The organism is Acinetobacter sp. WC-323 (assembly GCF_000314615.1).
Classification (GTDB): domain Bacteria; phylum Pseudomonadota; class Gammaproteobacteria; order Pseudomonadales; family Moraxellaceae; genus Acinetobacter; species Acinetobacter courvalinii.
On record NZ_AMZS01000033.1, the window covers coordinates 41,329 to 66,421 of the forward strand.

Here is a 25,093-nt window from a genome sequence, read left to right on the forward strand (position 1 = left end):
CAGTGAAGAATCAATAGGCTCTACAAAAATAATGAGGTCAATCTATGAGTTCTTGTTCACACGAACATGACAATGCTTTACATGGTGTGCACGGTCATCACGATATTAAAGCGCGACTTGCTGAAGCAGAGATTTTATGTACTGCGGTTGGCGCACGCCTGACACCTTTGCGTAAAGAAGTGCTTGAACTCATTTTGAATGCCTCTGCACCAATGGGTGCCTATGACTTATTGGCCAAGATAAAAGGCCAGGCCGACCGCCCTGCTGCACCGCCAACGGTGTACCGCACTTTAGACTTCTTATTGGAAAAAGGTCTGATTCACCGTTTGACCTCTATTAATGCCTATATTCCCTGTTGTCATCCGCGAGAAGGACATCAGGCTGCATTTCTGATTTGCACCGAATGCCATTCTGTCAAAGAAGCTTCTGCGCAGGGACTGATTCAACAACTGGATCAACTTGCTGCCTCAGACCAGTTTTCTGCTCAACATAGCATTATTGAAATTTCTGGAAAATGTCATCAGTGCAGCACACTTCAGTAAGCACTCCACTTATTCAACTGGAGGGTATCTCGGTTCAACGTGATGAACGGGATATTTTAAGAAATGTCGATTTTTCGCTGCATCCAAAAGAAATTGTGACGCTGATTGGTCCCAATGGCGCAGGTAAATCAACTTTAATTAAAGTGCTACTCGGGATCATGTCGCCGACCAAAGGCAAAATACATTTCTCAAAGAAATTAAAGCTGGCTTACGTTCCGCAAAAGTTTAATCCTTCTGCCAGCCTGCCTTTACGGGTACAGGACTTACTGGATCTGGAAATTTGCGAAGCAGGTTTACGTGCAGAAATTATTCGTGATACGGGTATCCTGAAATTACAGTCATCTAAAGTACAGCAGCTTTCTGGTGGCGAACGGCAACGGGTTTTACTGGCACGGGCGCTATTACGCCAGCCTGACATTCTGGTACTGGATGAACCGATGCAAGGTCTGGATATCCAGTCTGAGGCGGAACTCTACGAATATGTACGCAGTCTGCCAGAACGCTATGGCTGTGCCGTCTTGATGGTGTCGCATGATTTACAGTGGGTCATGCAGGGTACACATCGTGTGGTGTGTCTGAATAAACATATTTGCTGTAGCGGTTTACCTGAAAGCATTCAGCAACATCCCGAGTATCAGGCCATTTTTGGCACTCAACGGATGTTCTATCAGCATCATCACAATCACTGCGGACACAGCGACCATGCCGAGCCCTGCTCACATGATCCACGCCCCCATATTCACCCTGAGCCAAAGGTCTAAGCCATGATGGAATGGTTACAACTCCTGTTACCCGCCTGGATCATGGGGTCATTGCTGGTGTTCCTGACCGCGCCACTCGGCTGCCTGATGCTATGGCGCAGAATGTCATTCTTTGCCGACACCATGGCCCATGGCACCCTGCTTGGGGTCGCGATTGCGGGCATCCTAAATTTACCGTTGTGGCTCGGTGTGGCCTTTCTGGCAGGCTTATTGGTAGCGATTTTATGGGTATTGCATGACTCGCGCCTGCCCAATGATGCACTGCTGGCTTTAAGCTCTGCCACCCTGCTCTGTTCTGGCCTGCTGTTGATCCAGCAGGTGCCAAGCTTGCGCCCAGAGTTGCTGAGCTATTTATTTGGTGATCTGCTCAGTATCGAATGGGCTGACTTGCCGTTGTTCGCTGTGGTCATTGCAGCTGCATTGGTCGTGCTGTACCGTTCATGGTCAGCGCAGATCCAGATTGCGATTGACCCCGATATTGCCATGAGTGAAGGCATCAGTGCCAACTGGCAGCGCCTGATCTTTATGTTATTACTGGCTTTATTTACCGTTCTGGCGTTACGTGCAGTGGGCTCCTTACTGATGGGCGCCCTATTGGTGATTCCAGCATTAAGCGCTCGCCTGCTGGCCCACTCTCCAAAACAAATGGTGATCTGGGCCTTTGTAATGGCTCAGATCGGCGTGACCGTCGGTCTCTGGTCGAGTGCGGCCCTGAATATTTCCACCGGCTTAAGCATTGTGCTATGTATGTCGTTGTGCTTTGCCGCGATTTTCATTGTGCAAAAACTCAAAAGCCAGACTCAAACAGCCTAATCAGGCTGTTAACCTGATTGTTGGATCGCACTTAATAGGAGTGCTGCACCACTAAACATCACGGCGAACCCACGATTTAAATACTTTTGTTGTGTTGGTGAGCGCAGTAATCTGAGAACTTTCGATGCCAGTCCGGTATAACCCGCCATCACAATCAGGTCGATGCTTACCATGGTAATGGCCATGATAAGGTACTGTAACCATTGCGGTCGGCTCAAATCCAGAAACTGTGGCAACACCGCAAGCAAAAACACAATCGCTTTAGGGTTACTCATGTTCACCACAAAACCTTTCATGATTAAGGCGAAAGCGGATTGATATTGTTCCTGCTCAATCTCAATGGTTTGAATCGGTGCAGTCCACTGTTTATATGCCAGATACACCAGATAAGCCACGCCAAACCATTTTACCGCCTGAAACGCCCAGGGTGTGGTTGCAAACAGCACCCCTACCCCTGCAGCCACAATCATGAATTGAACAATCAATGCCACTTGCAAACCAATTGCATTCCAGTAGCCATGCCGAAAGCCATAATTGAGACCACTCGACATGGAAGCGATGGCACCTGCGCCCGGTGAAATGCTAATCACCCAGCACGCCAACATAAAAGCAAACCAGACCTGCACAGACATAACAATGGTATCAACTCATAAAAACTAAATTATATCGATTTAAAGCAGGACCGGATGACATTACAGGCAATAAAATTGCACAAATATGCTACTCAGCTGCAGCGACATCAGGCACAATTATTCTTTTTATCCCTTAAAAGCTAAGGAGATTTTAATGACTGCGCAATCTGTCATTCTTCCATTACCTTCTGATCATGCACGCTTTATTGTTTTACGTTTAAAAGACCTCACCATTGCCGAATTAAAACAACAGATTGAAGCGCTACTCTCTACGCGTGACCGTTTAATCACTCAACATCCGAATGACCAGATTAAAACAGCCATCGCATTTGGTCCTGAACTTTGGGCTCGACTCCACCCGCAAACACCTGCAGGTTTTAAACAACTTGACCCTCAAAGTGGCGCATTTAACATGCTGGTGGTGCCCGCTGATGTCTTTATCCATATTGCCAGCGCCCGTGCAGATATCTGCTTTGCCATGAGCCAGGCCTTCTTTACCGGCATTCAGGATAAAGTTGAAGTGCTGGATGAGCGTGCCTGCTTCCGTTTCTTTGACGGTCGCGACATGACCGGCTTTATTGATGGAACAGAGAATCCACAATTTCCGGATGATCGTGCTGAAGCGGCTTTACTGCCTGAACAAGCGGGTGCATTTGCAGATGGCAGCTTTATCTTTGCCCAGCGTTATACCCATGATCTGGTCAAATGGCGCCAGCTCAAAGTCGACGCACAGGAACATGTATTTGGTCGCACCAAACTGGAATCGATTGAACTCGATGATGACATCAAACCGGAAAACTCCCATGTGGCACGCACCGTGGTGGAAGATGATGAAGGCGAAGAAATGGAAATCTTGCGCCACAGCCTGCCTTATGGAGATGGCAAGGGTGAACAAGGACTTTTCTTTGTGGCGTATACCAATAATTTAAGTATTATTGATGAAATGCTGAAACGCATGTTTGGAACAGCCGGAGATGGCATCCATGACCGTTTGTTGCATTTCACCACTGCAATCGACGGCGCTTATTATTTTGCGCCAAGCGATGAATTGCTGGAACAGATTTTAGCAGATTAAAAAATCGAAAGATGCTATGTTATTCAATAATATAGCATCTACCCTGTAACAACAAAAACAAGAACTGACAAAAGATTTAACGGAATAAGTCAATTCCTGCCAAATCACTCTCCCCTTAAGCCTGCAAAATTTGTTATATTTGACGTTTTTCCGCGACATTTATTTTCGGTAACTATGAATACGGCAATACAAGCAGCTCTTGATCATGCGGTACAAACCCTGCAACAGCAAGGTGTACTCCCTTCAGATTGGACCAACACGAGCCATTTAACCCGTACCAAAGACCGAAGTCACGGAGACTTTGCTTCAAATATTGCCATGATCGGTTCTAAAGCCGCGGGCATGAAACCACGTGACCTGGCTGAAAAAATTCTGGCAGCACTACCAGAAGTGGCAGACATTACCAAAGCAGAAATTGCAGGTCCGGGTTTTATTAACTTCTTTTTAAATGCAGACCAGCGCTATGCGGTGCTCGACCAGATTCAGGCACAAAAAGATGCCTATGGTCGTAGTCAGGCCAACGCGACTAAAAAAATTCAGGTCGAATTTGTATCGGCAAACCCGACCTCTAGCCTGCATGTCGGCCATGGTCGTGGTGCAGCGTATGGCATGACCGTTGCGAACTTACTCGAAGCAACGGGTGCAAAAGTTGACCGCGAATACTATGTCAACGATGCTGGCCGTCAGATGGATATCTTGGCGACTTCAACTTATTTACGTTATTTAGAATTGACCGGACAAACACTGGTTTTCCCGAAGAATGCGTATCAAGGCGACTACGTTAAAGAAATCGCACAAGAAATTATTGATAAAGATGGCGATGCACACGTTCGTGCGGTTGCCGACATCTATAAAGATGTACCAGAAGATGTGCAATATGCTGAAGAACTTGATGCTGAAGGCAATAAAGTTGTGCTTTCAGGCGATAAAGAAAAGCATATTGATGGTTTGATTGCGAACTCGCAACAACACTTGGGTGCAGCTTATCGCGTGTTCCATCAAGCGGCCTTACATGCCATTCTGGATGATATTAAAGATGACCTGGCTGACTTTGGTGTCACCTTTGACAAATGGTTCAGCGAAGATTCATTGACCGATAAGATTGACGAAGCTCTTGCAACACTGGATCAACGTGGCTACCTCTACGAAAAAGACGGCAACATCTGGTTTAAATCAACCGAATTTGGTGATGAAAAAGACCGTGTGGTCAAACGTCGTAATGGTCAAACCACTTACTTCGCCTCTGATATTGCTTACCACCTGAATAAATTACAACGTGGCTATACCGACCTGATTGATATCTGGGGTTCTGACCATCACGGTTATATCTCACGTGTCAAAGCTGCCATTGATGCCATGGGTTATGACTCGAAGAAACTCACCGTACTTTTGGTTCAGTTCGTGAGCTTATGGCGTGGCGGCGAGATGGTGCAAATGTCATCGCGTTCAGGTCAGTTCGTGACTTTACGTGACTTGCGTAAGGAAGTGGGTAACGATGCCGCGCGTTTCTACTATGTGATGCGTAAATCTGAACAGCACATCGACTTTGACCTTGACCTTGCCGTTTCACAAAGCAAAGATAATGCAGTGTATTACATCCAATATGCGCATGCACGTATTTGCCGTATGTTAGAAAAAGCAGCGACGACTGGTCTTAATTTCGACCTCAGCGCAGCACGCGAACATGCCAACCGTTTAGAGCTCGATGCTGAAACTGAGATCTTGTCTAAACTTGCTGCTTATCCTGATATTCTGGTGCGTGCAGCCAATGCCTACGAACCGCATCAGATTGGTAACTACCTCAAAGAGTTAGCTGCCCTATTCCATGCTTGGTACAATGAACATAAAGTATTAGGCGATGATGTGGCACTGACACAAGCGCGTTTGTTGCTTTCAATCAACGTCCAGCAAGTATTACGCAATGGCTTAGAATTGCTCGGTGTATCCGCTCCTGAAGCCATGTAATAAAGTGAAGCGAAGCTTCACACATGGCTGCAAGACCGAAAGCTATGCTTGAGGTGGGCTGTAAAACAGCAAAGCATCGCTTTGCACATCGTCGCAAGACGGAGGGCTATGCCTGAGGTGAACGGCAATCAGCAAAGCCAAGCTTAAAGCCATGTAAACTTAAGCCATCGTTGTTAAACAATATGGTAAACAAAGCATTATTTTTAAACATAATGCTTTGTTTTTAAGTAAACTCAAGTTACAAATAAACTAATAGGATCAAGAGGAATTTCCGGTGTTTGGAAAAACGCAACGTGGTGTATCTGAACGATCAAACAAGCCTAAAAAACCACTCATTCCGAAGTGGTTAGGAATGCTTGTCGCTATTCTTGCGATCCTATGCGTAGCTGTGATGCTGATGCTTTGGCAGCCTTGGCAACCTGTCCCGACCAAAAATCAGGTCACTTCCGAGCATTACCAAGAAGAAAACACCAATAAAGATTACCGTTTCTATGATTTGCTGCCTCAACAGCAAGTGACTCCAATTCCTGAACAGGCAGTACCTGAGACCAAACAACAAGGGAATGTGGTGATCATTGAATCGCCAAAGCCTGAAGCCCCAGCAGCAGAAGATCCAGCAGGCCTCACCCCAACTGAACCGTTTGCACCGGCACACGCAACTTATATTTTACAAGTCCGCAGCTATCCTGATCCTGACAGTGCCGATGCACGTCGTGCCGAAATTATCTTGAATGGCTTATCTGCAGATGTGGTGAAAAGTGTGGAAAATGGTCAGACCTGGTATCGTGTATTCTCTGGCCCTTATGATAGCCAGGACTCAGCACTTGCAGCGCAACAAACCTTACAACATAGTGGCATTGATTCGATTGTGATCAAACGCTAATCAGATACCGATTAAAAAAGGGGAGCAATGTATTCCCCTTTTTTAATCTTCAATTTTAGGTGCACTGCGAATGCAAGCTTTTCTGCTCCGCCCTTTGAAAAGCAGAACGTTGCTGAACACGTTGCACAAAAGCCTGAATATTCGGGTACTTGCCATGCAAGCGATTTTGAATCGCAATCAGTGGAAAGGCCATTTGAATATCCGCAAAAGAAAAGTCACCCGCAAAATAATCATGTTCTGATAAATATTGCTCAAGATACAGAATATGTTCTTTTACCCGTGGACGAACAAAACTGGCTTTTACCCCACCGGTAATTTTCTCTGCAATCGGACGAATTACCCAGGGTACATGCTTGCTAACACTATTCATCACCAAGGTCATCACCAGCAATGGCATTAAAGAACCTTCAGCATAGTGCATCCAGTAAGCATACTGCCGCTGGTCTTTGTCGGATGTTGGCTTGAATTGTTTTTCAGAATCATACTGTTGTTGTAAATAATCCAGAATCACGGCAGACTCTACAATCACCTCGTCATCATCTACCAGAATCGGTGCTTTACCTAAAGGATGAATATTCTTGAGACTCTCTGGTGCCCCATAACTCGGCAGCCTTTGATAATACTCAACCTGATAGTCCATCCCAAGTTCTTCTAATGCCCACAGGATACGAAACGAACGTGAGCATTGTAGATAATGTAAGGTAATCATTTTTGTGCCTGCTTTTTTGCTGTGTAATTGCGATTTCAGATCCCTCTCACAACTGCACTTAGAATTATGTTTTGCCCAAGCACAATAGCACTTTAGTCTTAAAGAATCATGGTGTGAATGTCTAAACTACGTAACAAAGTTTTAGTCACCGGGGTTTTACTACAGACATTGAGAAGTTTTTCTTGCAAGTCCTGTGACACAGGTTGCCGGAATACAACTCGGCGTTCAATACGCTCCTGCTGCTCGCGATTGGTATGAAAATCAACCTCAACTGTAAATTCACCCAGATCGATTCCCTTATGCTGCGCATACATACGCAAGGTGATCATGGTACATGAGGCCAGACTGGCCGTCAGGAAATCATACGGCGCCGGGCCTGTATCATGTCCACCAAACTGTTCGGGCTTATCGGTAAGAAACTGATGTGTGCCGCTACTGACCTCACCTTTCCACGGTTCAGGCAAAGTCAACACTTTGCTGCTGGCAATGATGCTCATTTTGACGCCCTCATCTGGTCGGGTAATACCGGCGCTTCTAAGCGCTTGCCTTGATAATCAGGAATTTCACCAAAACGTGCATCATGATTGATCCAGTCCTCACGAGCTTGCTGCAAGTCTTGCATGGTACGACCTACAAAGTTCCACCACAGCAGGATTGGCGACTCGAACGGTTCACCACCAATTAATAGCAAGCGATGGCCTTGGCTTAACTCGACCTCAATTTCGGTCAATCCAGTTTCCAGCACCACCATGTTATCAGCCGTGAGTTCATGTCCATTCACACGCGCTGTGCCTTCTAAAGCCATAAAGGCATATTCAAATTTTGGATTCAATGGAATACGGGTTTTGGTATCGGCTTGTGCAGTTAAATCAACACCGACCAAAGGGGTATGCACCTGCACAGGTGAGGTGGTATCCAGAAAGTCACCGACCAGCACGGTAAACTCAACCTGATCCTTGCTGACCATTGGCAATTCCGGGTAATGCTCAAACTTAGGGTCCATATTCAGCTTATCATCAGGCAAGGCAATCCAGAGCTGCGCCGCATGCATTTTGGTTTCGCTATCAGGCGCCACTTCAGTATGCGAAATACCGCGACCGGCAGTCATCAGGTTCACCTGTTTAGGACGAATCAACTGTTTTGAACCCAGACTGTCGGTATGCATCATGGTGCCTTCAATCATCCAGGTAAAGGTCTGCAAACCGATATGCGGATGTGGTCCTACATCCAGACCATCGCCCGCCGGAAAACTGACTGGCCCAGCATGATCAAGGAAACACCACGCACCCACCAAGCGCTTCTGGCGGCTCGGTAAAGCCCGCTTAATCACGGTTCCTTTGCCAATTTCAGCCGAGCGAATGGTAAATTCCTGAATAAATTGATTGATATACGTTTCACAGTCTTTTGAATCAGAAATATCGTATTCGTTATTATTGCTCATGATATTGCTCTCTTCTACCTATGCCATTGCAATGAGTCGTTTTATTGATCTTAACAATACCGCCCCCATTCAATATAGTCTTTTGGTAATACGCAGAGTGTCATGCATGAGACAATCTTAGTCCCAGATGGTATAAAAGCTTATCTTTAGCACTGAGCCAATCAACGATTATTTAGGCTGCATGTCGACAATCAAAGCCGTTAGACGCCGAACCAATGGCAGTAAAACCAGCACCAACGGATAAGCAATCAACCAAGAAAACATCCATGTCGCTGACCATTTATGCAGAAATTCTGGAATAAACCCTAGGCTCATCCACATATTCACAAACGACAGTGCTCCACTCATTAAAAAAGATAAAATCAGCGGCAAAATCCAGGCCGCATATTTGGCAGGCAATTTACTGATCAGGCGTGGGGTTATTTTCAATTCCTGCATGTTAAACGCGCTTCCATAAAATCAGATTGTTCGAGGTGTACAGTTTCATCTCTATTTCTTCACTTGCTGTTTAAGATGCTTCATAAACTGACCAAACTGCGGCCAGAAATCTTCAAAGAGTGGATGATCACGATGTTCCAGCATGACTTCACTAAACAGCTTTAAACCCACTGCAAATGATTTGGTGGTTTCGTCATCAAAAAACTCACCCTTCTTTAAACGCTCAACAATCTCGAAAATGTCATCATGATTGCCAGTATAAAATTCCAGACGTTCGGTATAGGTCGATGCCTGTCCTTTGTTATCTTTTAAGTGTTGTACAGTCACATGATATTGATGTTGTTTCATCGTTCTACTCCAGAATACTTAGGCACTCTTCTTAATTTCGACCTGCATCAGGCCAACCTGATATGGGTTAAATACAATTTTTAATGAACGCAGCAATTGCATCTGTTTGATTTTCTGCTGTCGCCCTAACAGCTTTCATTCCCGTCTATAGCCGCCCAATGGCAATCGCGGCCTGATCGATCTGCTCTGCAATCTGGTGAATTTGCTCGGGCTTTAAGTTCGCGATATTCAGTTTTAAACGTAATGCGGTTTTGAGATTTTCCATGGCACGGTGAATATCTATCAGCTGGTCATTATTGTGAATTTCACGTCTTAGTCGCAGCTTTTGTAGAAGTGCCAACAGCATGTCTTGCTGCTCTTTTAAATAGCTGTCGCCATAGTCGGTAATCTGATATTGCTTACGTTCAGCATCAAGCAACGAGATGCAATTCATCTCTTCCAAAGCTGTCAGGGTGGGATAGATAGTCCCTGCACTGGGTGAATAGCCATCGCCGACCAGATCACTAATTTCTTTAATGATTTCATAGCCATGCTTTGGACTTTGCTGAATGAGATGCAGGACCAAAAGTTTCATGCGGCCTGATTCAAAAAGGCGTCCACGGCGGCCTGAGCGATGCTGCTCTGTATGCTGAAGATCACCTTGGCTGTCGTGATGAGCTGATGCCTGTTTCATCTTTATTGTTCTCGGATTGCTTAATTTATGCATACCAAGATATATCTTAATATATCTTATAGCAAGTTAAGATATATCTTTAATTTTTAAGATTTTGATATCTAATAAATTATTTTAGCTTTTAGACTGAATAGAACGATTTGAACTATTTTGATCATTGCTGTAAAAATAATTAAATGTATGGAGTAAAAATGATATGAATATTGCACCTTTCCCATTTCAAATAACCGATTGGACTCAAATAGAAAAAACAGAGCATTATGGTGAAACAGGAATAGCATATTGGAGAACACAATATTTTGGTGAAGAGGGCAATAAAATTAGAGTAAGAATCGTTGAGTATTCTGCTAATTATTTAGCTGATCATTGGTGTGAAAAAGGTCATATCTTATTCTGTTTAGAAGGCGAGTTAGAAAGCAGGTTAAAAGATGAAAGGAAATTTATTTTAACCTCAGGCATGAGTTATCAAGTGGGTGATCATTCAGAACCTCATCAGTCTTTTACTTCAAAAGGAGCTAAATTGTTAATCGTTGATTAATCATCAAGCTCCTGTTTCAGCAAGTTGGATATATTTTAAATTATATAAAATGAGAAATAGATGATTTTTCAAAATAGAAAAAGAGCACTTTGGTGCTTTTGCTAGAATGAATTTGATTAAGAAATTGCAAATAACTTCTTTACTCATCAATCCTTAATAAGCCTCTCTGTCTAAACTGTTCATCAATTTTTGAAGTCAGGAAATCAACAACAGGTTGTAAAGCATGATGCTGTTGTTGCCAGTTTTGCTTTTCAATCCCACCTTTATATTCTTGCACCATTCGTTGCAAAACAGGCTGATGTTGCGGTTGTAACTGAGCAATCACCCATTGCGCAGCCTGATCTTTAGGTGCAATCTCATTCGTCACCAAACTAAAATAAATACGGCATAAGGCCAAAATCTGGTTACGCTCATCCGCATCTTCATCCCAATGCGCCACTATCGATGGATAGGTGTCTGCCATCGCCTGCCAGAGTTGCTGATCCGGAATCATAACCGACCAAGAATTTAGATCTGGCCCAAACAAGGTTTGGTGATGCATTTGCGCTTTCTTCAGCAAAATACTCAGATCTGGGTCTGCATGTTCGCTAAGTATATCGCCTTGACTTAACTCATCCCGCAACCATTCCCCAAACTGTAGTTCGTAGCTGAGAGGATAACTTCCCGAAAGAATATGGTCTTTGCGTATGATGGTGACTTCAAGTGCACGATGTGCAGCACCAATCGGGTGCGAAATTTGTAATAAGGTTTCTGCCAGTTGCTGTCGTTGCGGAAGTGTGATTGCTTGACTCAGCACAACCAGAACATCCAGATCACTTTCTGGACCTAGCCCGCCATCAACAGCTGATCCATACAGATAAATGGCAAAGAGGGATTCACCCAAAAGCTGCTGTAAATATCCTGTTAACTGTTCCAGTTGCAAGATTTCGGACATGCTTTACCTCTTTGTTAATCGCATAAAAAAAGGCAGGATGTTCATCCTGCCTTTTCATTTCATTATTCCCACTCAATCGTAGCTGGTGGTTTAGATGACACGTCATAGACAACACGTGAAACATCTTTAATTTCGTTCATGATACGGGTCGAGATTTTGTCAACCAGCTCGTATGGCAAGTGGGCAAAACGCGCAGTCATGAAGTCAACGGTTTCAACCGCACGAAGTGCAATCACCCATGCATAACGACGGCCATCACCGACAACACCGACTGATTTCACCGGTTGGAAGACTGCAAATGCTTGAGCAGTTTTGTCGTACCAGCCGCTGTCACGCAGTTCTTGCATAAAGATGTCATCTGCAAGACGAAGAATGTCAGCATATTCTTTCTTCACTTCACCCAAAATACGCACGCCCAAACCTGGACCCGGGAATGGATGACGGTAAATCATGCTATGCGGTAAACCAAGCGTGGTACCTAATTTACGGACTTCATCTTTGAACAGGTCACGTAATGGCTCAACCAGATCAAAGGCCAGATCTTCTGGTAAACCACCCACGTTGTGGTGTGATTTGATCACGTGTGCCTTACCTTGCTTGCTTGCAGCAGATTCGATCACGTCTGGGTAAATCGTACCTTGCGCCAGGAATTTCACGCCATCCAGTTTACGCGCTTCTTCAGCAAAGACTTCGATAAATTCACGACCAATGATTTTACGTTTTTTCTCAGGATCAACTTCACCTGCCAATGCCGACAAGAACCGTTGTTCAGCCTGTGCACGGATTACACGGATGCCCATGTTGTCTGCAAACATTTGCATCACTTGATCACCTTCGTTTAAACGAAGTAAACCATTGTCTACAAATACGCAAGTTAACTGATCGCCAATGGCTTTATGCAATAGCGCAGCAACCACTGATGAATCTACGCCACCAGATAAACCTAACAGAACTTTTTCATCACCGATTTGTTCACGTAACTGTTCTACACGTAAATCGATAATGTGCTCAGGAGTCCACAGACCGCGGCAACCACAAATCTGATGAACAAAGTTAGACAGTAATTCAGCGCCTTTAGCGGTGTGAGTCACTTCTGGGTGGAACTGAACGCCATAGAAACGACGTGCTTCATCACTTACTGCAGCAAATGGACAGCTTGGCGTGCTTGCAGTCACCTGGAAGCCTTCCGGAATCGCACTGACTTTATCGCCATGACTCATCCAGACATGGAGCTGGTTTTCGCGATCTTGCAAGTTACCGATCAATTTATCACGGACCAGAATATCAACTTCCGCATAACCAAACTCATGTACTGTGCCTGGCTCTACCTTACCGCCAAGTTGCTCAGACATGGTTTGTAAACCATAGCAAATACCCAATACCGGTACGCCTAATTCAAATACAACTTGCGGTGCGCGTGGGCTTCCCTCTTCATGTACGCTCTCAGGGCCACCTGATAAAATAATCCCGTTCGGATTAAACGCACGAATGTCTTCTTCAGACATATCGAATGCATACATTTCAGAATAGACACCCGCTTCACGTACACGACGTGCAATGAGCTGGCTATATTGAGAGCCGAAATCCAGAATAAGGATACGATCTTCAGTAATTTGAGTATTGGTCGTCATGGTTCATCTTAAAGGCAAATGAATTAAGCGCCACATTCTAACATTTTTCACGCTTTGACGCACCGCAATTCATCATCTATCTTGTTTTTTAATTGGACCTGAAAATCGGCACTGAAATTTAAAGTAAAATTCCATAAATACCTCCGAAATAAGGAGAGTTAAATCAACAATTCTTGCCTATTCTGCTCAACACAAAACAAAAATTGGTGCTAAGATGATGACTCGAAATAGGGATTACCACGGACAGGTATTCAATCGACAGCAGCATTGCCTTTTTATGCGATTGTGATGTCCTGAATGAAAGGAAAAATAAAAAGGTAATTAAGCATCACAAGGTCTTGGTAAATCACCAAGGTCCTAAAACATTTTACTATCATCTAGCGCTTGCCCGACTACGAGCAACAATTAGGACTTGAAGGACCAATAAAATAATGTTTCAAGAAATGATTGCGGATTTTCACCAAAATTTCTGGCTATATATTTCCATCCCCTTTATCAGCGGCTTTATTGGTTATGTGACCAAAGTCATTGCCATTCAAATGATGTTTTCTCCCCTCGAATTTAAAGGGTTGAGATTATTTGGACTTCCACTCGGATGGCAAGGGATCGTGCCGCGCAAAGCTGAGAAAATGGCAACCACAGCCGTTGAGCTGATGACCTCCAAGCTCATCAAACCTGAAGAAATCTTTGCCAGACTCGACCCCAAACGGATTGCTCAGGAAATCGAAAAGCCGTTAATGGCGGCTGCCGAAGATATTACCCGAGAAGTCGCGCAGCAATATCAGCCGGGTTTATGGGAAGGTATGCCAGAGTTTGCCCGTCAGCGACTGATCAAGCGGGTTCAGGCCAAAGCCCCGGAAATTGTTGAACACATCATGAGCGAAGTTCAGAAAGATGTGGCCAAGTATTTCGATATCAAGCATATGGTGGTCAACAACCTGCTCAAAGATAAACGCCTGCTGAATGAAATCTTTAAAAAAGTCGGCAAACAGGAATTCAAGTTCTTTAGTAATGTCGGTTTTGTATTTGGTTTCGCGATTGGTGTGGTGCAGATGCTGTGCTGGATCGTCACGCAAGGTAAATATCCATGGATGTTGCCGATGTTTGGCGGCTTTGTCGGTTTCTTTAGTGACTGGATGGCGCTGCAAATGATGTTCCGCCCTTTATATCCGAAAAAGATTATGGGCTATACCTGGCAAGGTTTATTTATTAAACGTCAGAATGAAGTGGCGGCTGATTATGCAGCCCTGATTTCAAAACAGCTTCTCACCTCACGTAACATGATGGAAGAGCTGTTTTCCGGCACTCATTCAGACAAGGTCATCGAACTGGTCAGCCGTCAGGTCAAACAGGAAATTGATTTACAGGCCGGTATTGTTCGCCCACTAGTGGTCTACGCCATTGGCGGTGAAAAATATCAAAACCTGAAAGCAGATGTGGCGGAGCGGATTTTAAAACAGCTTCCAGACACCATGCGCTACGTGGAATCTTATGCTGAAGATGCCATGAACGTGCGTAATACTCTGGTTGAGCGCATGCAGAAGCTCAGTCCGGAAGAGTTTGAAGGCATGCTACGTCCGGCCTTTAAAGAAGATGAATGGTCTTTGATTATTGTTGGTGCGGTACTGGGTTTTCTGGTTGGGGAAATGCAGATTCACTTTATGCTTTAAGGTAATGAAAGATATTAAAAAAGGAAGCTTAGGCTTCCTTTTTTAATTAATGGGCAAGTTTTTCAATTTTGACCACTTCAATATCGGTCGGCTTATAACGATGCGTATCGACTTCGCCAACCAAACGGACATGATCACCGACTTTGAGCTGGGCCTGACGCCAGATGTCATCATCGATTTCGACTCCAATAGTCCCGCTCTTGTCTTTAAACTCATAATGATCACCTTTTAATTGTTTGGTGATCTGACCCGTGAGCGTAATGCCGGTTTCATCGGCAAGTTTTGCCACCTGGCTGACCGTTACCACATTCTTTGCCGCTTCCTGCACAATCACGTGGTCATCTTTACCTGCCCAGCTCGTGGTTGATAGTCCCGCTAAAATCACAATCCCGCAACTTGCGATGAATTTTTTCATGTCATCTCCTGTTTTATTCTCAAGACTTATGATCTAAACAGAAATAGAGGTACATGTCGGCTTAAGTTTGTAATCAAGCGTGAACTTTATGTACGGACAAAATAAAGCCCGCGTCTCAGCGCGGGCTTTAGGATTTTTTGATTATTTTTCGATGAGATGGTCCAGACTGAAACGGCCTGCGCCATACAGCATTAACGCGAAGAAACCACCTGCCATTGCAAAGTTCTTCATAAAGTTAATCGCATCATCTGGTCCACCATGGAAGATGAATGCAGTGAGAATGCTAAAGATACCTAAGCCCAATGATGCAAAGCGGGTCTGGAAGCCAAATAGTAAGGCCAAGCCACCACCAAACTCAACCAGAATCACTAAGGGTAATAGAGCACCCGGAACACCCATTGATTCCATATAGCCAGCGGTGCCTGCATAGCCGACAATCTTGCCCCAGCCAGCCACAAGAAAGATATAAGCGAGCAATAAACGTGCTACCAAAATAACACCATTTGCTACGCCAGTTTGCGTTACGATATTTTTTACAACAACATTCGGATTAAACATGGTTGATCCCATACGGTTTGTTTTTTAACATGTTAGCAAGTTTATGTATCTTTAATTATGCAATAAATACCAAATTATTTAACATATCGTTCTTTATTTGCAACAATAAAAACATGATCTGAATGTGCTCCCTCCCCTCAGTCCCCTGCAAAGTTACCAATTAATTTGCTTTTTATACTGACATTCTATAGAGGCACTGCTAGGATTTAGCTCACATTTACAGTGTTAACATCTTCATGGAACTCATTGATTTTATTCTGCACGTTGACGAACACCTTTTAGAATTTATTACCAATTATGGCGTGTGGATTTATGCCATCCTGTTTTTAATTATCTTTGTTGAAACCGGTCTGGTGGTGATGCCATTTCTACCCGGTGACAGCCTGTTATTTGCAGCAGGGGCACTCGCCGCTTCAACAGGTGCCATGGATCCATGGGTACTCGGTATTTTATTATTTATTGCTGCCGTACTCGGCGATACCGTAAATTATCATATTGGACGTTATATTGGTCCGCGGGTCTTTGAAACCAATTCGCGCTTTATCAATAAACAGCATCTGATCAAAACCCAGCATTTCTTTGCACGTCATGGCGGTAAAACCATTATTTTCGCCCGTTTTGTGCCTTTTGCCCGTACTTTTGCACCTTTTGTTGCCGGTGCAGGCAGCATGAACTATAAGTTCTTCCTGACCTATAACGTGATTGGTGCGTTCTGCTGGATTGCATCGTTTATTACATTGGGTTATTTATTCGGCAACATGCCCATTGTGAAGGATAATTTCACGCACCTGATTTTCGGTATCATTATTATCAGTGTATTACCGGGTGTGATTGGTTTTATTCGTCAGAAACTCAGTAACCGTAAAGGTCAATAATTGATAGCCGCTTTAAAACAGGCGAAAGATCATCGGTAACATACAAATCAGCAATAACACAGCCGATCCTTTATATAAATGATCGGCTTTAATTCCAATCAGACTTCCCGCCATTAATGCACGTCCGAAGATCATCCAGAAAATACTGACCGGTAAAAGAATCAGGCTAAACACCGCAAATACCATGAGCGCATTTTCGATTGAATTCCAGGTTTCACTAGGGAAAATGCCTGATGCCAACAACACCGTTTTCGGATTTTTTAAGGTCGACATGAACAACTGTCGCTTGCGGATATGCGGATGATGCTGATCATGTTTTTGCAAATGTGAACTTTTCCAGAGATGAAAAGCCATCCAGAGCACATAAAGCAAACTTGCGGTATGTAAAATCGCACCCAGTGCAGGCCAGATCGGATCAAAAAGATGAATCAACAGTGCCCATAAACTGATACCGTACATATATCCCAACCATTCGATTGGAATAAATTTGATAGTTTTGGGTACACCTTGTTGGTGGGTTGCACTGGCAAGTAAAGCGTTGGTCGGACCTGGAATCAGTAACACTGCCAACATCGCCAAAACAAAAAACCAACTCTCAATCATACACATACCGAACGACTATACATGGGCGCCACCTTAAACGAATTTAGGGCAAAAATACAAATTTCGGTAATAAAAACAGCAGGGTAAATAGCGGAATTTAGACGAGATAATTTTTTAAAAAATTGATTTTTATGATTATTTTTTGAAACATTTTGCGATAATTTAGTTATTTATCACCATAACGAATTATGGTGATAAACGGGTAGAAATTAAGATTTCGGACGCTGTTTTACGATAATCGGGCAACCTTTAAACTTGGCTGCCTGCACGATCGCATCTTGCTGTCCCAGCACATTGGCGAGTTCGGTATTCTTGGTATTCATCGACTGGCCCATGTTGACAGAAATGGATGGACCGAAGCCCCAACCACCACGGCCCCAGCCACCACCGAGTCCTACCCCCACGCCCATGCCGGTACGTTTTGGTGTTTGAACTCCGTTTTCAATATAGAGTTGAATACGGTTGTACTCGGCCTGTAATTGCTGACAGTTCAAGCCCTGATATTGCGTCGGTGAAACATAAGCTGGCTTAACCGTTGATGCACAAGCACCCAAAAGCATACTTGCCGCCAGAACAGGCATCCAATATAAACGTTTCATAATGTTCTCTTATTGCTTCGATTCAATCTCATTGAACAGGGTGACATACGCAAGCGTCAACTTGTGTTCAGATGCCAGATGAACCAATGGTAAATTCTTTTGATGCGATTCTTTCATCAAGATCGATGGCGGCAACATGCTATCCAGCACAGGCAAACCTTCATCTTTGAGTTGTTGAACCACTTCTCGAGGTAACTTTGCCTGAGACTGGAACTGGTTGACCACAATTCCCTCAATCTCAAGGCGATCATTATGATCATCTTGGGTTTCGAGCACATTTTCAATCAAAGTTTGTAACGCACGCTTGGAGAACACATCACAATCAAATGGAATCAGCACCCGGTCTGCTGAGATCAGCGCAGATAAGGTAAAGAAGTTAAAGGCAGGCGGCGTATCAATAAAGATCCGGTCATAGCGTGCGCTGAGTGACTGAATCGAATCACGCAATTTATAGATTTTGTGTTTACTTTCCAGTGCATGCTCTAAGCTACCCAGACTTGGGCTGGCCGGAATGACATCCAGATTCTCGAATGATGAGCGATGCACATAGCTGTCCAGCCCCTTGCCACGAGGTGCTTTTAAAATCGAACCAATGGCATTGCCAATCAGCCCTTTTTGCTGGGTCTGGCCTAAAACATCATCAAAGAAATTTTCAATATTGGGTTCTAACGCGGCTTTGTCCGCCGAATAGGTCGCATCCTCACCTAACAAGTACTGGCTTGAGTTTGCTTGTGGATCAAGATCAATGACCAGTGTTCTCAGGCCCTGTTTTGCACTAATTGCAGCCAGATTAACAGTAATACTCGATTTCCCCACACCACCTTTCTGGTTAAACACCACACGCGTTAACATGATTTCCCTCTACCCTGTTTTTTTTAAACTGCACGCAGTTTAACCTAGTGCAAAAACAATTTCTAAATACAATGTCCAACAATCAGGCAAAAACTGGTTTAATCATCACAAGACCGAGAATTCCGACTAGGGCCACTGTACCAATCAGCAACCCTGCACGGCGTTGTTCCAGCAAGATACTGCTGTCTTGCTTATAGGTTTTAATCAATGACGACCACAGCACAAAGAACAGGATCACTTTGGCATAGAACCACGGCTGTACATCAAAGTTCTTCATCGCCAGCAAGATCACACCCGTAACAATAATCAGGGTCAACGATAAATGCTGTAAGCCAACCATCGCTTTACGGGCCTTTAGATTAGGCTGCTGATCCTGTATACCCACAAATAAGGTCGAACCGCGTAATACAAAAGCAATAATCAACAGGCTCATTGCAAGCAGATGCAGCATTTTCGTGATGAGATGTAGGTCCATGATCCGTCCTTAAGCTTTTGGTGCATGTGCACAGTCAGGACTGGCAGGTGCTTCACCTTGCCATTCACTCGGGATATAGGCATGAATCGCCAGCGCATGGATACGACCCGGGCTCATTAGCTCGGCAGCAACGGCATAAATCTTTTGATGACGCTGTACCAGACGTAAGCCTTGGAATTCATCACTGACCACAATCACTTTAAAATGTGATTCTTTCCCTGGGAAATAACCACCATGTCCTGCTGACTCATTAATCACTTCGAGATGAGTGGGTGCCAGTGTTTGTAAACGTTCAATCAACTGTTGTTCTAAATTCATGAGTCAGGCTGTCCGGTCAGATTGAGATAGTTCATTAGTATACATGACCTCTCTTGAAGCGAAACTTTTATCCATTTTTTTGCTTTTTAGGCTACTTTTGAATGAAAATGCTTTTATTTTATGCAATTAAACAATTTCTTTGCATAAAGTTATTGACCCTTATTTTGCTTAATGTATTATAGCTGGCACGCGGGAATAGCTCAGTTGGTAGAGCATAACCTTGCCAAGGTTGGGGTCGCGAGTTCGAGTCTCGTTTCCCGCTCCAGATTGGTTTTTTTAAGTGTAAGTTTTAGTAAAAACTGCTCAATATGCGGGAATAGCTCAGTTGGTAGAGCATAACCTTGCCAAGGTTGGGGTCGCGAGTTCGAGTCTCGTTTCCCGCTCCAAATTTAAAAGGCCCTTATCGAAAGATGAGGGCTTTTTTCTGCACAATCATTTTCAGTTTCTTTGTCACAATTGTTATGTCAGCACCTTCGACAAAGTCAACTATATCTAGTATTGCTGTATTCAGAATTCTGCCTTCTATTCTTCTATATTACCTATTTTTATATTATTGATATTCAATTCTTAATTCGTTTTTATGTGGCTAGTCAGTATGGAGACTCTAATTGAAGCTTACTTTATGGCAGGTTAGCGGGAAGCTATAATTTCTATAGCATAATGAAGTCTTAACTAAGCTTTACATGAACTATCATAGACTGTTTTTATACCGCCAACCTCTTCACATTCAATTCTGTATTCATCTACAGCTTTAAGAGGTATTATTAACTGCACTTAACACAGTATCTGTTAAAATTTCTTGCGGTTCAATATATCTGTTATTTATATTCATTTTCTTTAATTTTTTGCTTATAATTATTAAATTCAAAGTTTATAGAAAACTAAATATGACTATAAAATATTTTTTCTATTGTTTCGCTATACTCTTAGCTGTATGCACGATAACGATGTTAATTGCTTTAACTGCAAGCTATACTCTCCACACAATGAATCCTTTATTCATCGCTTTATTTGGAGTATTCGCACTCATTATTTCAGGCTATATTTTCACAGCTAAAGCAACTGAAAATAAATATAAAAATTCTCTTTATGTCTCACTCATTCTTTCACTCATTCTAGTGCTATCTAGTAGTGTAAGAGGAAATAAAGACATTACGAGTATCTTTTTTAGCTTTTTTTCTATGCTAATAACACTCCAATTTGGTGCTCTTATTCATTATTTAATTCACCGTATTAAAAAAACAGTTGTTTAACATTCAATCTCTTTAATACGAGCTAAGGTATATTAAATGACATCTTACTTAGGCAAGTTAAAAGCAATTTGTATTGCTGATTCTTGATCGAATGCGGCGGTATACGGAAGAGTGAAATAAATTCATCTAAGCCTTATTTCTCTTTTATTATTTCTAGTTAACATTCTTATGAAATAGATGCATACAAACACCCCCATATTGTCAAATTCAACCCTATTTATATCCATTAATATCAACAGCTTACCAAGATAAAAAATGAATACCACTTTAAAACAAAAAAATTTTTCTTTCAAAGCAATCGTTATTCTAGCTGCTTCTGTAATTTTCATTGGACTAGCTGTAAAATTTTATATGGACGTTCTGAATGCTAAAGCGCTTATAGAAAAAAATATTACGGAAACAATTGCCATAGAGAAGGCTAAAATTCCTTATCAAGTTAACCCGGATCTTAATTTAGTAAATATTAAACAGGATAAATTGCATCTAACGTATACTTATCAAGCAATCTATAAAACAGTAAATGAAATTGATGTTCAACATCCTGAAAAATACTACACTTTAGCTCAACAGACTGATAACTGTGAGTTCTATAGAGCTTATGTCGTATTAGGTGTTGTTATTGACTACAAGTATATAGATAAAAATGGGAAATTGTTGTTTACCAAATCCGTTGATAAGGCGACTTGTAAACTTTAAGCATATGAGTCTACGACTTAGGCTACTTTTTCATGGTTCTTTGCTAAATCTGTAAATAGCCATGATAGATCGCTATCATTTGAAAAAATTTTCCATAACTTTCTGCCTCATTTCTTTATTAAATTATATTGGCCAGTCAAAAACTTGTTATACCAGTCGAAGTGGGTAATTATCTATTACCTTTGATTTCTACTTGCAAACTCATTATCTTTTCCGCTTTGAACTGATCTGGAATGTCATCTGCTTGTTTCTGAAAATCAATCAAATCCCTTTTAGCTGATGTCTCCTATACACTCATTAAAGCACGGGTTTATTCGCCTCGACCCATGCTTTAAAACCACCCTCTAAATGCGCTACATTACGATAGCCCAGAGCCTGTAAAGTCTTCACCGCTAAGGCCGAACATCCACCACCTGCACAATGTAGAATGGTTCTGGTATTCGGTTGTAATTCAGACCGATACATCGGACTACCCGGATCAGCAGCGAATTCTAGAGTGCCACGAGTGATATGCAACGCGCTTGGTATTGTTCCAACAACACGCTCTTCTGCGTCTCGCACATCAACCAGAATTGCCTGTCCTGAGGCCAACTCTTGTTCAACTTGATCTGGGCTTAGATTTTCAATCTCTGATTTTGCCTGTTTAACCCATTCAGCAACCGTATTCATTCTGATCATTCTTCCTGTGTTATGGACTTACTCAAAATACTAGCGCATTTCAATTTAAATAAGCTCCAATAAATACACTTTGCAACAAAGCTTAAAAATCAACCCACTTTTTATATCTAAATATTTGATGCTCCACGTGGAACCTTTTAAATCTTTCAAACAAAAAGGTGCTTCCAATGATGAGAAACACCTTTTCAGATTCATTTCTTTTCACTAAGACGATTCTGTGGCCTTGGTTGGCACATTCATAGTCTGCTTGCGCTCAGTTTGCATCCCCGCCAGCAGTCCATCCCGCGGCATAAAAGTGGTCGAGATAATCGCGATCACCGCCATACAGCCAATATACATCATAATCAGATGAGGACTGCCGCCACCAACGCTTAATAGTTTGGTCGCAATCAGCGGTGCAAGACCACCACCGACGACGCCTGCCAGCTGGACCGAAATCGAGATACCGCTATAACGGATCTCTGCGGGAAACTGCCGTGCAAACAATTGTGCCTGCGGTGCATACATGAGCGGAAAGACCACACCGATTGCCAATACAATTGCCGTCCACACCAGCACCGGGTCTTTGCTATTGAGCATGCTAAAGAAGGGATAACAATACAATGCCAGCACACACAGACCAAACATGAACATATTGCGCTGCCCAACCTTATCAGACAGATGTCCACATAACGGCGTCATCACCATAATCACGGCGGCACCGCAAATGGTAGCAAATAAAATTTCCTGTCTGGCAATGCCCAGTTGTGTGGTGGTATAGGCCAAGGTAAAGGTAGAGGCAATATAAAACCATGCATTCTCTGCCGCACGTGCCACAATAATGCTGATCAATTGCTTGGGATGCTGCTTGAATACCTGTAAGGCCGGCACTTTAACTGCTTCAGCCTGTTGTTTGACTTTTTCAAAATCTGGCGACTCCGGCACCTTCACCCGGATGTACCAACCGACTACCAGTAAAATAATGCTCGCCAGGAAGGGAATCCGCCAGCCCCAGCTAAACAGGGCCTGTTCAGGCAATAAAGACACCAGTCCCAAGGCAATCGAAGCCAGCATCAGCCCGCCGCCCGTACTGGCCTGAGGAAGACTACCCCAGAATCCTTTTTTGCCCTCTGGCGCATGTTCAACAGCCATGAGCACGGCACCGCCCCACTCACCACCCATCGCCATCCCTTGGATAAAGCGCAAGATCACCAAGCCAATGGCAGCCCAGTAACCAATTGATTCATAGGTCGGTAACAGACCAATCAGCACGGTGGGGATTCCCATCAGCATCAGGGTCAGCAACAGCATCGATTTGCGGCCAATCTTGTCACCAAAATGGCCAAATACCAGTCCACCGAGTGGTCGCCCAATAAATCCCACAGCATAGGTCGCAAAGGCAGCGAGTACGCCCGTCAACGGGTCAAGATTGGGGAAAAATAATTTATTGAAAATTAAGGCGGCTGCTGCGCCGTAAATAAAAAAGTCATACCACTCAATGGTGGTCCCCACCATACTGGAGATACCTGCCAGTCGATGAGATGACTTGTTAGGAGATGAACAGTTTCCATGTATTGTTTGCATCGTCATTTTCCTTGCTTGGATATTCTTGTTTTATATTTTTGTGCTGATGCTCAATCCTGATCATCAGCATGTTCAGAGGGTTGATACTCCTTGAGGTTTGTAGATATAAGGGAAAGTGTATTTAGCTCAGTTTTTCCAGAATCTGTTCCAGCTCTGGATTCCGCTGTTGCCATTTGGGCTGTTTGTCTTTATCTACAATTAAGGCACGTACCCCTTCAATAAAATCACCATGCTCAAACCAGATATCCTGTAAATCCCGTTCCAGTTGCATACACTGCTGCAAAGACAGTCCACGGCCCAGATATTGTAATTTCAGGCTGGTTTGCTTGGCGATAAAGGAACGTTGCTGCAAAATCTCCAGCAGCTTGCTGGCCCATGCTTTGAACGTTTCCTCCTGTTCATGTGCAAGGCTGTGCTCAATCTCATCCAGATGCTGAAAACCGAAATGCTTACGGATCGGCTCGACCAATTGCTGGAGTTCACTTTCAGCAGGACGGGTAATAAAACGGGCAATGATCTGTTCAATATTGGCTTTGCTCAGGTTTGGCGCTGCAATCAATGCCGCCTGTAAGGCAGACAATTGCTCACTCGGCACATGGTAATCGATCAGATCAAGATAGAGCGCATCGCTGCTGCTGATCTGCTCTCCGGTAATCGCCATATACACGCCGATATCATCCAGCCGAGACAGAAAATGGGTTGCGCCAACATCAGGGAAAAAGCCAATCGCGGTTTCAGGCATGGCGAATCTGGACTTTTCACTACTCACCACAATATGACACGCTTGAGCCAAGCCAAAACCGCCACCCAGTACATAGCCATCGAGGAGGACCATCACGGGCTTTGGATATTCGCGTAGCAGATTGAGCATGGTATATTCGGCACTGAAATAGCCTTTATAATCAGCGGTTGCATTCTTATAACTGTCATACAGATAACGGATATCGCCACCCGCACAAAAGGCTTTGGGACTATTCGATTTGAACAAAACCGCCTGAATGGCAGCATCATTGCGCCACAGCTCCAGTTGTGTGCAGATGCCTTCAATCATATCGAGCGATAACGCATTCAAATGCTTGACCCGATCCAGACTGATGACGCCTAAGCTACCTTGTTGCTCAATCATTAAGTGATTTTCTGTATTCATTTTCTTGA

At 43.5% G+C, this 25,093-nt stretch carries 30 protein-coding genes and 2 tRNA genes; 13 read left to right on the forward strand and 19 right to left on the reverse strand.

What is annotated here, in order from left to right:
* The first annotated feature begins 44 nt into the window (after positions 1–44).
* The 3 genes from ACINWC323_RS13160 to znuB are packed head-to-tail and all read left to right on the forward strand — an operon-like array spanning position 45 to position 2,116.
* The gene (locus ACINWC323_RS13160) at positions 45–542 is read left to right on the forward strand and encodes a transcriptional repressor (protein WP_005228375.1); all 498 of its coding nucleotides are present in this window, start codon (positions 45–47) and stop codon (positions 540–542) included.
* The gene (gene znuC / locus ACINWC323_RS13155) at positions 515–1,303 is read left to right on the forward strand and encodes a zinc ABC transporter ATP-binding protein ZnuC (RefSeq protein ID WP_032881268.1); all 789 of its coding nucleotides are present in this window, start codon (positions 515–517) and stop codon (positions 1,301–1,303) included. The genes ACINWC323_RS13160 and znuC overlap by 28 nt, the downstream gene beginning before the upstream one ends.
* A 3-nt stretch (positions 1,304–1,306) precedes the next feature.
* Positions 1,307–2,116: a zinc ABC transporter permease subunit ZnuB gene (znuB, locus tag ACINWC323_RS13150; RefSeq protein ID WP_009510381.1), complete on the forward strand. Its 810-nt coding sequence runs from the start codon at positions 1,307–1,309 to the stop codon at positions 2,114–2,116.
* A gap of 8 nt (positions 2,117–2,124) precedes the next feature.
* On the opposite strand, the gene ACINWC323_RS13145 is transcribed toward znuB, so the two are convergent.
* Positions 2,125–2,748: a LysE family transporter gene (locus ACINWC323_RS13145; protein WP_009510468.1), complete on the reverse strand. Its 624-nt coding sequence runs from the start codon at positions 2,746–2,748 to the stop codon at positions 2,125–2,127.
* A gap of 154 nt (positions 2,749–2,902) precedes the next feature.
* Here ACINWC323_RS13145 and ACINWC323_RS13140 point away from each other — a divergent pair, with 154 nt between their 5' ends.
* From ACINWC323_RS13140 to ACINWC323_RS13130, 3 genes are all read left to right on the forward strand, one after another.
* Positions 2,903–3,823 (forward strand): Dyp-type peroxidase, encoded by a 921-nt coding sequence (locus ACINWC323_RS13140; protein ID WP_009510394.1) that lies wholly within the window; start codon positions 2,903–2,905, stop codon positions 3,821–3,823.
* A 174-nt stretch (positions 3,824–3,997) separates the two neighbouring features.
* Positions 3,998–5,788, forward strand: coding sequence for an arginine--tRNA ligase (gene argS / locus ACINWC323_RS13135; RefSeq protein WP_009510506.1), 1,791 nt, complete (start codon positions 3,998–4,000; stop codon positions 5,786–5,788).
* 274 nt (positions 5,789–6,062) lie between these two features.
* Positions 6,063–6,671, forward strand: coding sequence for an SPOR domain-containing protein (locus ACINWC323_RS13130; RefSeq protein ID WP_009510346.1), 609 nt, complete (start codon positions 6,063–6,065; stop codon positions 6,669–6,671).
* A 55-nt stretch (positions 6,672–6,726) separates the two neighbouring features.
* Here ACINWC323_RS13130 and ACINWC323_RS13125 read toward each other — a convergent pair whose 3' ends face one another.
* The 6 genes from ACINWC323_RS13125 to ACINWC323_RS13100 all read right to left on the reverse strand — a co-directional run bounded on the left by ACINWC323_RS13125 (position 6,727) and on the right by ACINWC323_RS13100 (position 10,280).
* On the reverse strand, positions 6,727–7,380 hold the full coding sequence (locus ACINWC323_RS13125) for a glutathione S-transferase family protein (RefSeq protein WP_009510439.1): 654 nt from the start codon (positions 7,378–7,380) through the stop codon (positions 6,727–6,729).
* Between the two features lie 98 nt (positions 7,381–7,478).
* A complete protein-coding gene (locus tag ACINWC323_RS13120; RefSeq protein ID WP_009510428.1) occupies positions 7,479–7,877 on the reverse strand; it encodes an OsmC family protein in 399 nt (132 codons plus the stop codon).
* A complete protein-coding gene (locus ACINWC323_RS13115) occupies positions 7,874–8,821 on the reverse strand; it encodes a pirin family protein (protein ID WP_009510513.1) in 948 nt (315 codons plus the stop codon). Before ACINWC323_RS13115 ends, ACINWC323_RS13120 begins: the two co-directional genes overlap by 4 nt.
* A 168-nt stretch (positions 8,822–8,989) precedes the next feature.
* Positions 8,990–9,259, reverse strand: a complete 270-nt coding sequence (locus ACINWC323_RS13110) for a DUF2798 domain-containing protein (protein WP_005228361.1) — start codon at positions 9,257–9,259, stop codon at positions 8,990–8,992.
* Between the two features lie 51 nt (positions 9,260–9,310).
* Positions 9,311–9,607: a DUF3861 domain-containing protein gene (locus tag ACINWC323_RS13105; protein ID WP_009510515.1), complete on the reverse strand. Its 297-nt coding sequence runs from the start codon at positions 9,605–9,607 to the stop codon at positions 9,311–9,313.
* Between the two features lie 145 nt (positions 9,608–9,752).
* Positions 9,753–10,280, reverse strand: coding sequence for a PadR family transcriptional regulator (locus ACINWC323_RS13100; protein ID WP_032881270.1), 528 nt, complete (start codon positions 10,278–10,280; stop codon positions 9,753–9,755).
* Positions 10,281–10,476: 196 nt separating this feature from the next.
* Here ACINWC323_RS13100 and ACINWC323_RS13095 point away from each other — a divergent pair, with 196 nt between their 5' ends.
* Positions 10,477–10,818 carry a DHCW motif cupin fold protein gene (locus ACINWC323_RS13095; protein ID WP_009510462.1) on the forward strand — a complete coding sequence of 114 codons (342 nt, stop codon included), beginning with the start codon at positions 10,477–10,479 and terminating at the stop codon, positions 10,816–10,818.
* Positions 10,819–10,957: 139 nt separating this feature from the next.
* Here the strand turns inward: ACINWC323_RS13095 and ACINWC323_RS13090 are convergent, their stop codons facing one another.
* Together ACINWC323_RS13090 and guaA are read right to left on the reverse strand one after the other, a co-directional pair.
* Positions 10,958–11,752, reverse strand: a complete 795-nt coding sequence (locus ACINWC323_RS13090; protein WP_009510340.1) for an ANT(3'')-II family aminoglycoside nucleotidyltransferase — start codon at positions 11,750–11,752, stop codon at positions 10,958–10,960.
* A gap of 62 nt (positions 11,753–11,814) precedes the next feature.
* On the reverse strand, positions 11,815–13,383 hold the full coding sequence (gene guaA / locus ACINWC323_RS13085; protein ID WP_005228357.1) for a glutamine-hydrolyzing GMP synthase: 1,569 nt from the start codon (positions 13,381–13,383) through the stop codon (positions 11,815–11,817).
* A gap of 443 nt (positions 13,384–13,826) precedes the next feature.
* Here guaA and ACINWC323_RS13080 point away from each other — a divergent pair, with 443 nt between their 5' ends.
* Complete coding sequence (locus ACINWC323_RS13080; RefSeq protein ID WP_171062171.1) at positions 13,827–15,053, forward strand: DUF445 family protein; 1,227 nt, start codon at positions 13,827–13,829, stop codon at positions 15,051–15,053.
* Positions 15,054–15,099: 46 nt separating this feature from the next.
* Here ACINWC323_RS13080 and ACINWC323_RS13075 read toward each other — a convergent pair whose 3' ends face one another.
* A complete protein-coding gene (locus ACINWC323_RS13075) occupies positions 15,100–15,468 on the reverse strand; it encodes a NirD/YgiW/YdeI family stress tolerance protein (protein WP_005228356.1) in 369 nt (122 codons plus the stop codon).
* Positions 15,469–15,609: 141 nt separating this feature from the next.
* Complete coding sequence (locus ACINWC323_RS13070; RefSeq protein ID WP_005228355.1) at positions 15,610–16,026, reverse strand: DoxX family protein; 417 nt, start codon at positions 16,024–16,026, stop codon at positions 15,610–15,612.
* Positions 16,027–16,262: 236 nt separating this feature from the next.
* Here ACINWC323_RS13070 and ACINWC323_RS13065 point away from each other — a divergent pair, with 236 nt between their 5' ends.
* A complete protein-coding gene (locus ACINWC323_RS13065; protein ID WP_005228354.1) occupies positions 16,263–16,901 on the forward strand; it encodes a DedA family protein in 639 nt (212 codons plus the stop codon).
* Between the two features lie 12 nt (positions 16,902–16,913).
* Here the strand turns inward: ACINWC323_RS13065 and ACINWC323_RS13060 are convergent, their stop codons facing one another.
* The 5 genes from ACINWC323_RS13060 to ACINWC323_RS13040 all read right to left on the reverse strand — a co-directional run bounded on the left by ACINWC323_RS13060 (position 16,914) and on the right by ACINWC323_RS13040 (position 19,748).
* Entirely contained in the window at positions 16,914–17,504 is a 591-nt protein-coding gene (locus ACINWC323_RS13060) for a LysE family translocator (protein WP_032881273.1), read from the reverse strand.
* Between the two features lie 209 nt (positions 17,505–17,713).
* A complete protein-coding gene (locus tag ACINWC323_RS13055; RefSeq protein WP_005228352.1) occupies positions 17,714–18,103 on the reverse strand; it encodes a hypothetical protein in 390 nt (129 codons plus the stop codon).
* Positions 18,104–18,112: 9 nt separating this feature from the next.
* On the reverse strand, positions 18,113–18,955 hold the full coding sequence (locus ACINWC323_RS13050; RefSeq protein WP_005281283.1) for a ParA family protein: 843 nt from the start codon (positions 18,953–18,955) through the stop codon (positions 18,113–18,115).
* An 82-nt stretch (positions 18,956–19,037) separates the two neighbouring features.
* On the reverse strand, positions 19,038–19,430 hold the full coding sequence (locus tag ACINWC323_RS13045; protein WP_009510358.1) for a SirB2 family protein: 393 nt from the start codon (positions 19,428–19,430) through the stop codon (positions 19,038–19,040).
* Positions 19,431–19,439: 9 nt separating this feature from the next.
* Positions 19,440–19,748, reverse strand: a complete 309-nt coding sequence (locus ACINWC323_RS13040) for a BolA family protein (RefSeq protein WP_005228347.1) — start codon at positions 19,746–19,748, stop codon at positions 19,440–19,442.
* Positions 19,749–19,937: 189 nt separating this feature from the next.
* Here ACINWC323_RS13040 and ACINWC323_RS13035 point away from each other — a divergent pair.
* The 4 genes from ACINWC323_RS13035 (at position 19,938) to ACINWC323_RS13025 (ending at position 21,697) form a co-directional block, all read left to right on the forward strand.
* A tRNA-Gly gene (locus ACINWC323_RS13035) sits at positions 19,938–20,013 on the forward strand.
* A gap of 45 nt (positions 20,014–20,058) precedes the next feature.
* Positions 20,059–20,134, forward strand: a tRNA-Gly gene (locus ACINWC323_RS13030).
* Between the two features lie 561 nt (positions 20,135–20,695).
* A complete protein-coding gene (locus ACINWC323_RS0118875) occupies positions 20,696–21,001 on the forward strand; it encodes a hypothetical protein (protein ID WP_150956799.1) in 306 nt (101 codons plus the stop codon).
* A gap of 255 nt (positions 21,002–21,256) precedes the next feature.
* A complete protein-coding gene (locus ACINWC323_RS13025) occupies positions 21,257–21,697 on the forward strand; it encodes a hypothetical protein (RefSeq protein WP_009510396.1) in 441 nt (146 codons plus the stop codon).
* Positions 21,698–21,994: 297 nt separating this feature from the next.
* Here the strand turns inward: ACINWC323_RS13025 and ACINWC323_RS13020 are convergent, their stop codons facing one another.
* The 3 genes from ACINWC323_RS13020 to ACINWC323_RS13010 form a co-directional block, all read right to left on the reverse strand.
* A complete protein-coding gene (locus tag ACINWC323_RS13020) occupies positions 21,995–22,366 on the reverse strand; it encodes a rhodanese-like domain-containing protein (protein ID WP_009510392.1) in 372 nt (123 codons plus the stop codon).
* A gap of 213 nt (positions 22,367–22,579) precedes the next feature.
* Positions 22,580–23,938: an MFS transporter gene (locus ACINWC323_RS13015; protein WP_009510402.1), complete on the reverse strand. Its 1,359-nt coding sequence runs from the start codon at positions 23,936–23,938 to the stop codon at positions 22,580–22,582.
* Positions 23,939–24,059: 121 nt separating this feature from the next.
* On the reverse strand, positions 24,060–25,085 hold the full coding sequence (locus tag ACINWC323_RS13010; RefSeq protein ID WP_009510386.1) for an enoyl-CoA hydratase/isomerase family protein: 1,026 nt from the start codon (positions 25,083–25,085) through the stop codon (positions 24,060–24,062).
* Positions 25,086–25,093 lie beyond the last annotated feature (8 nt).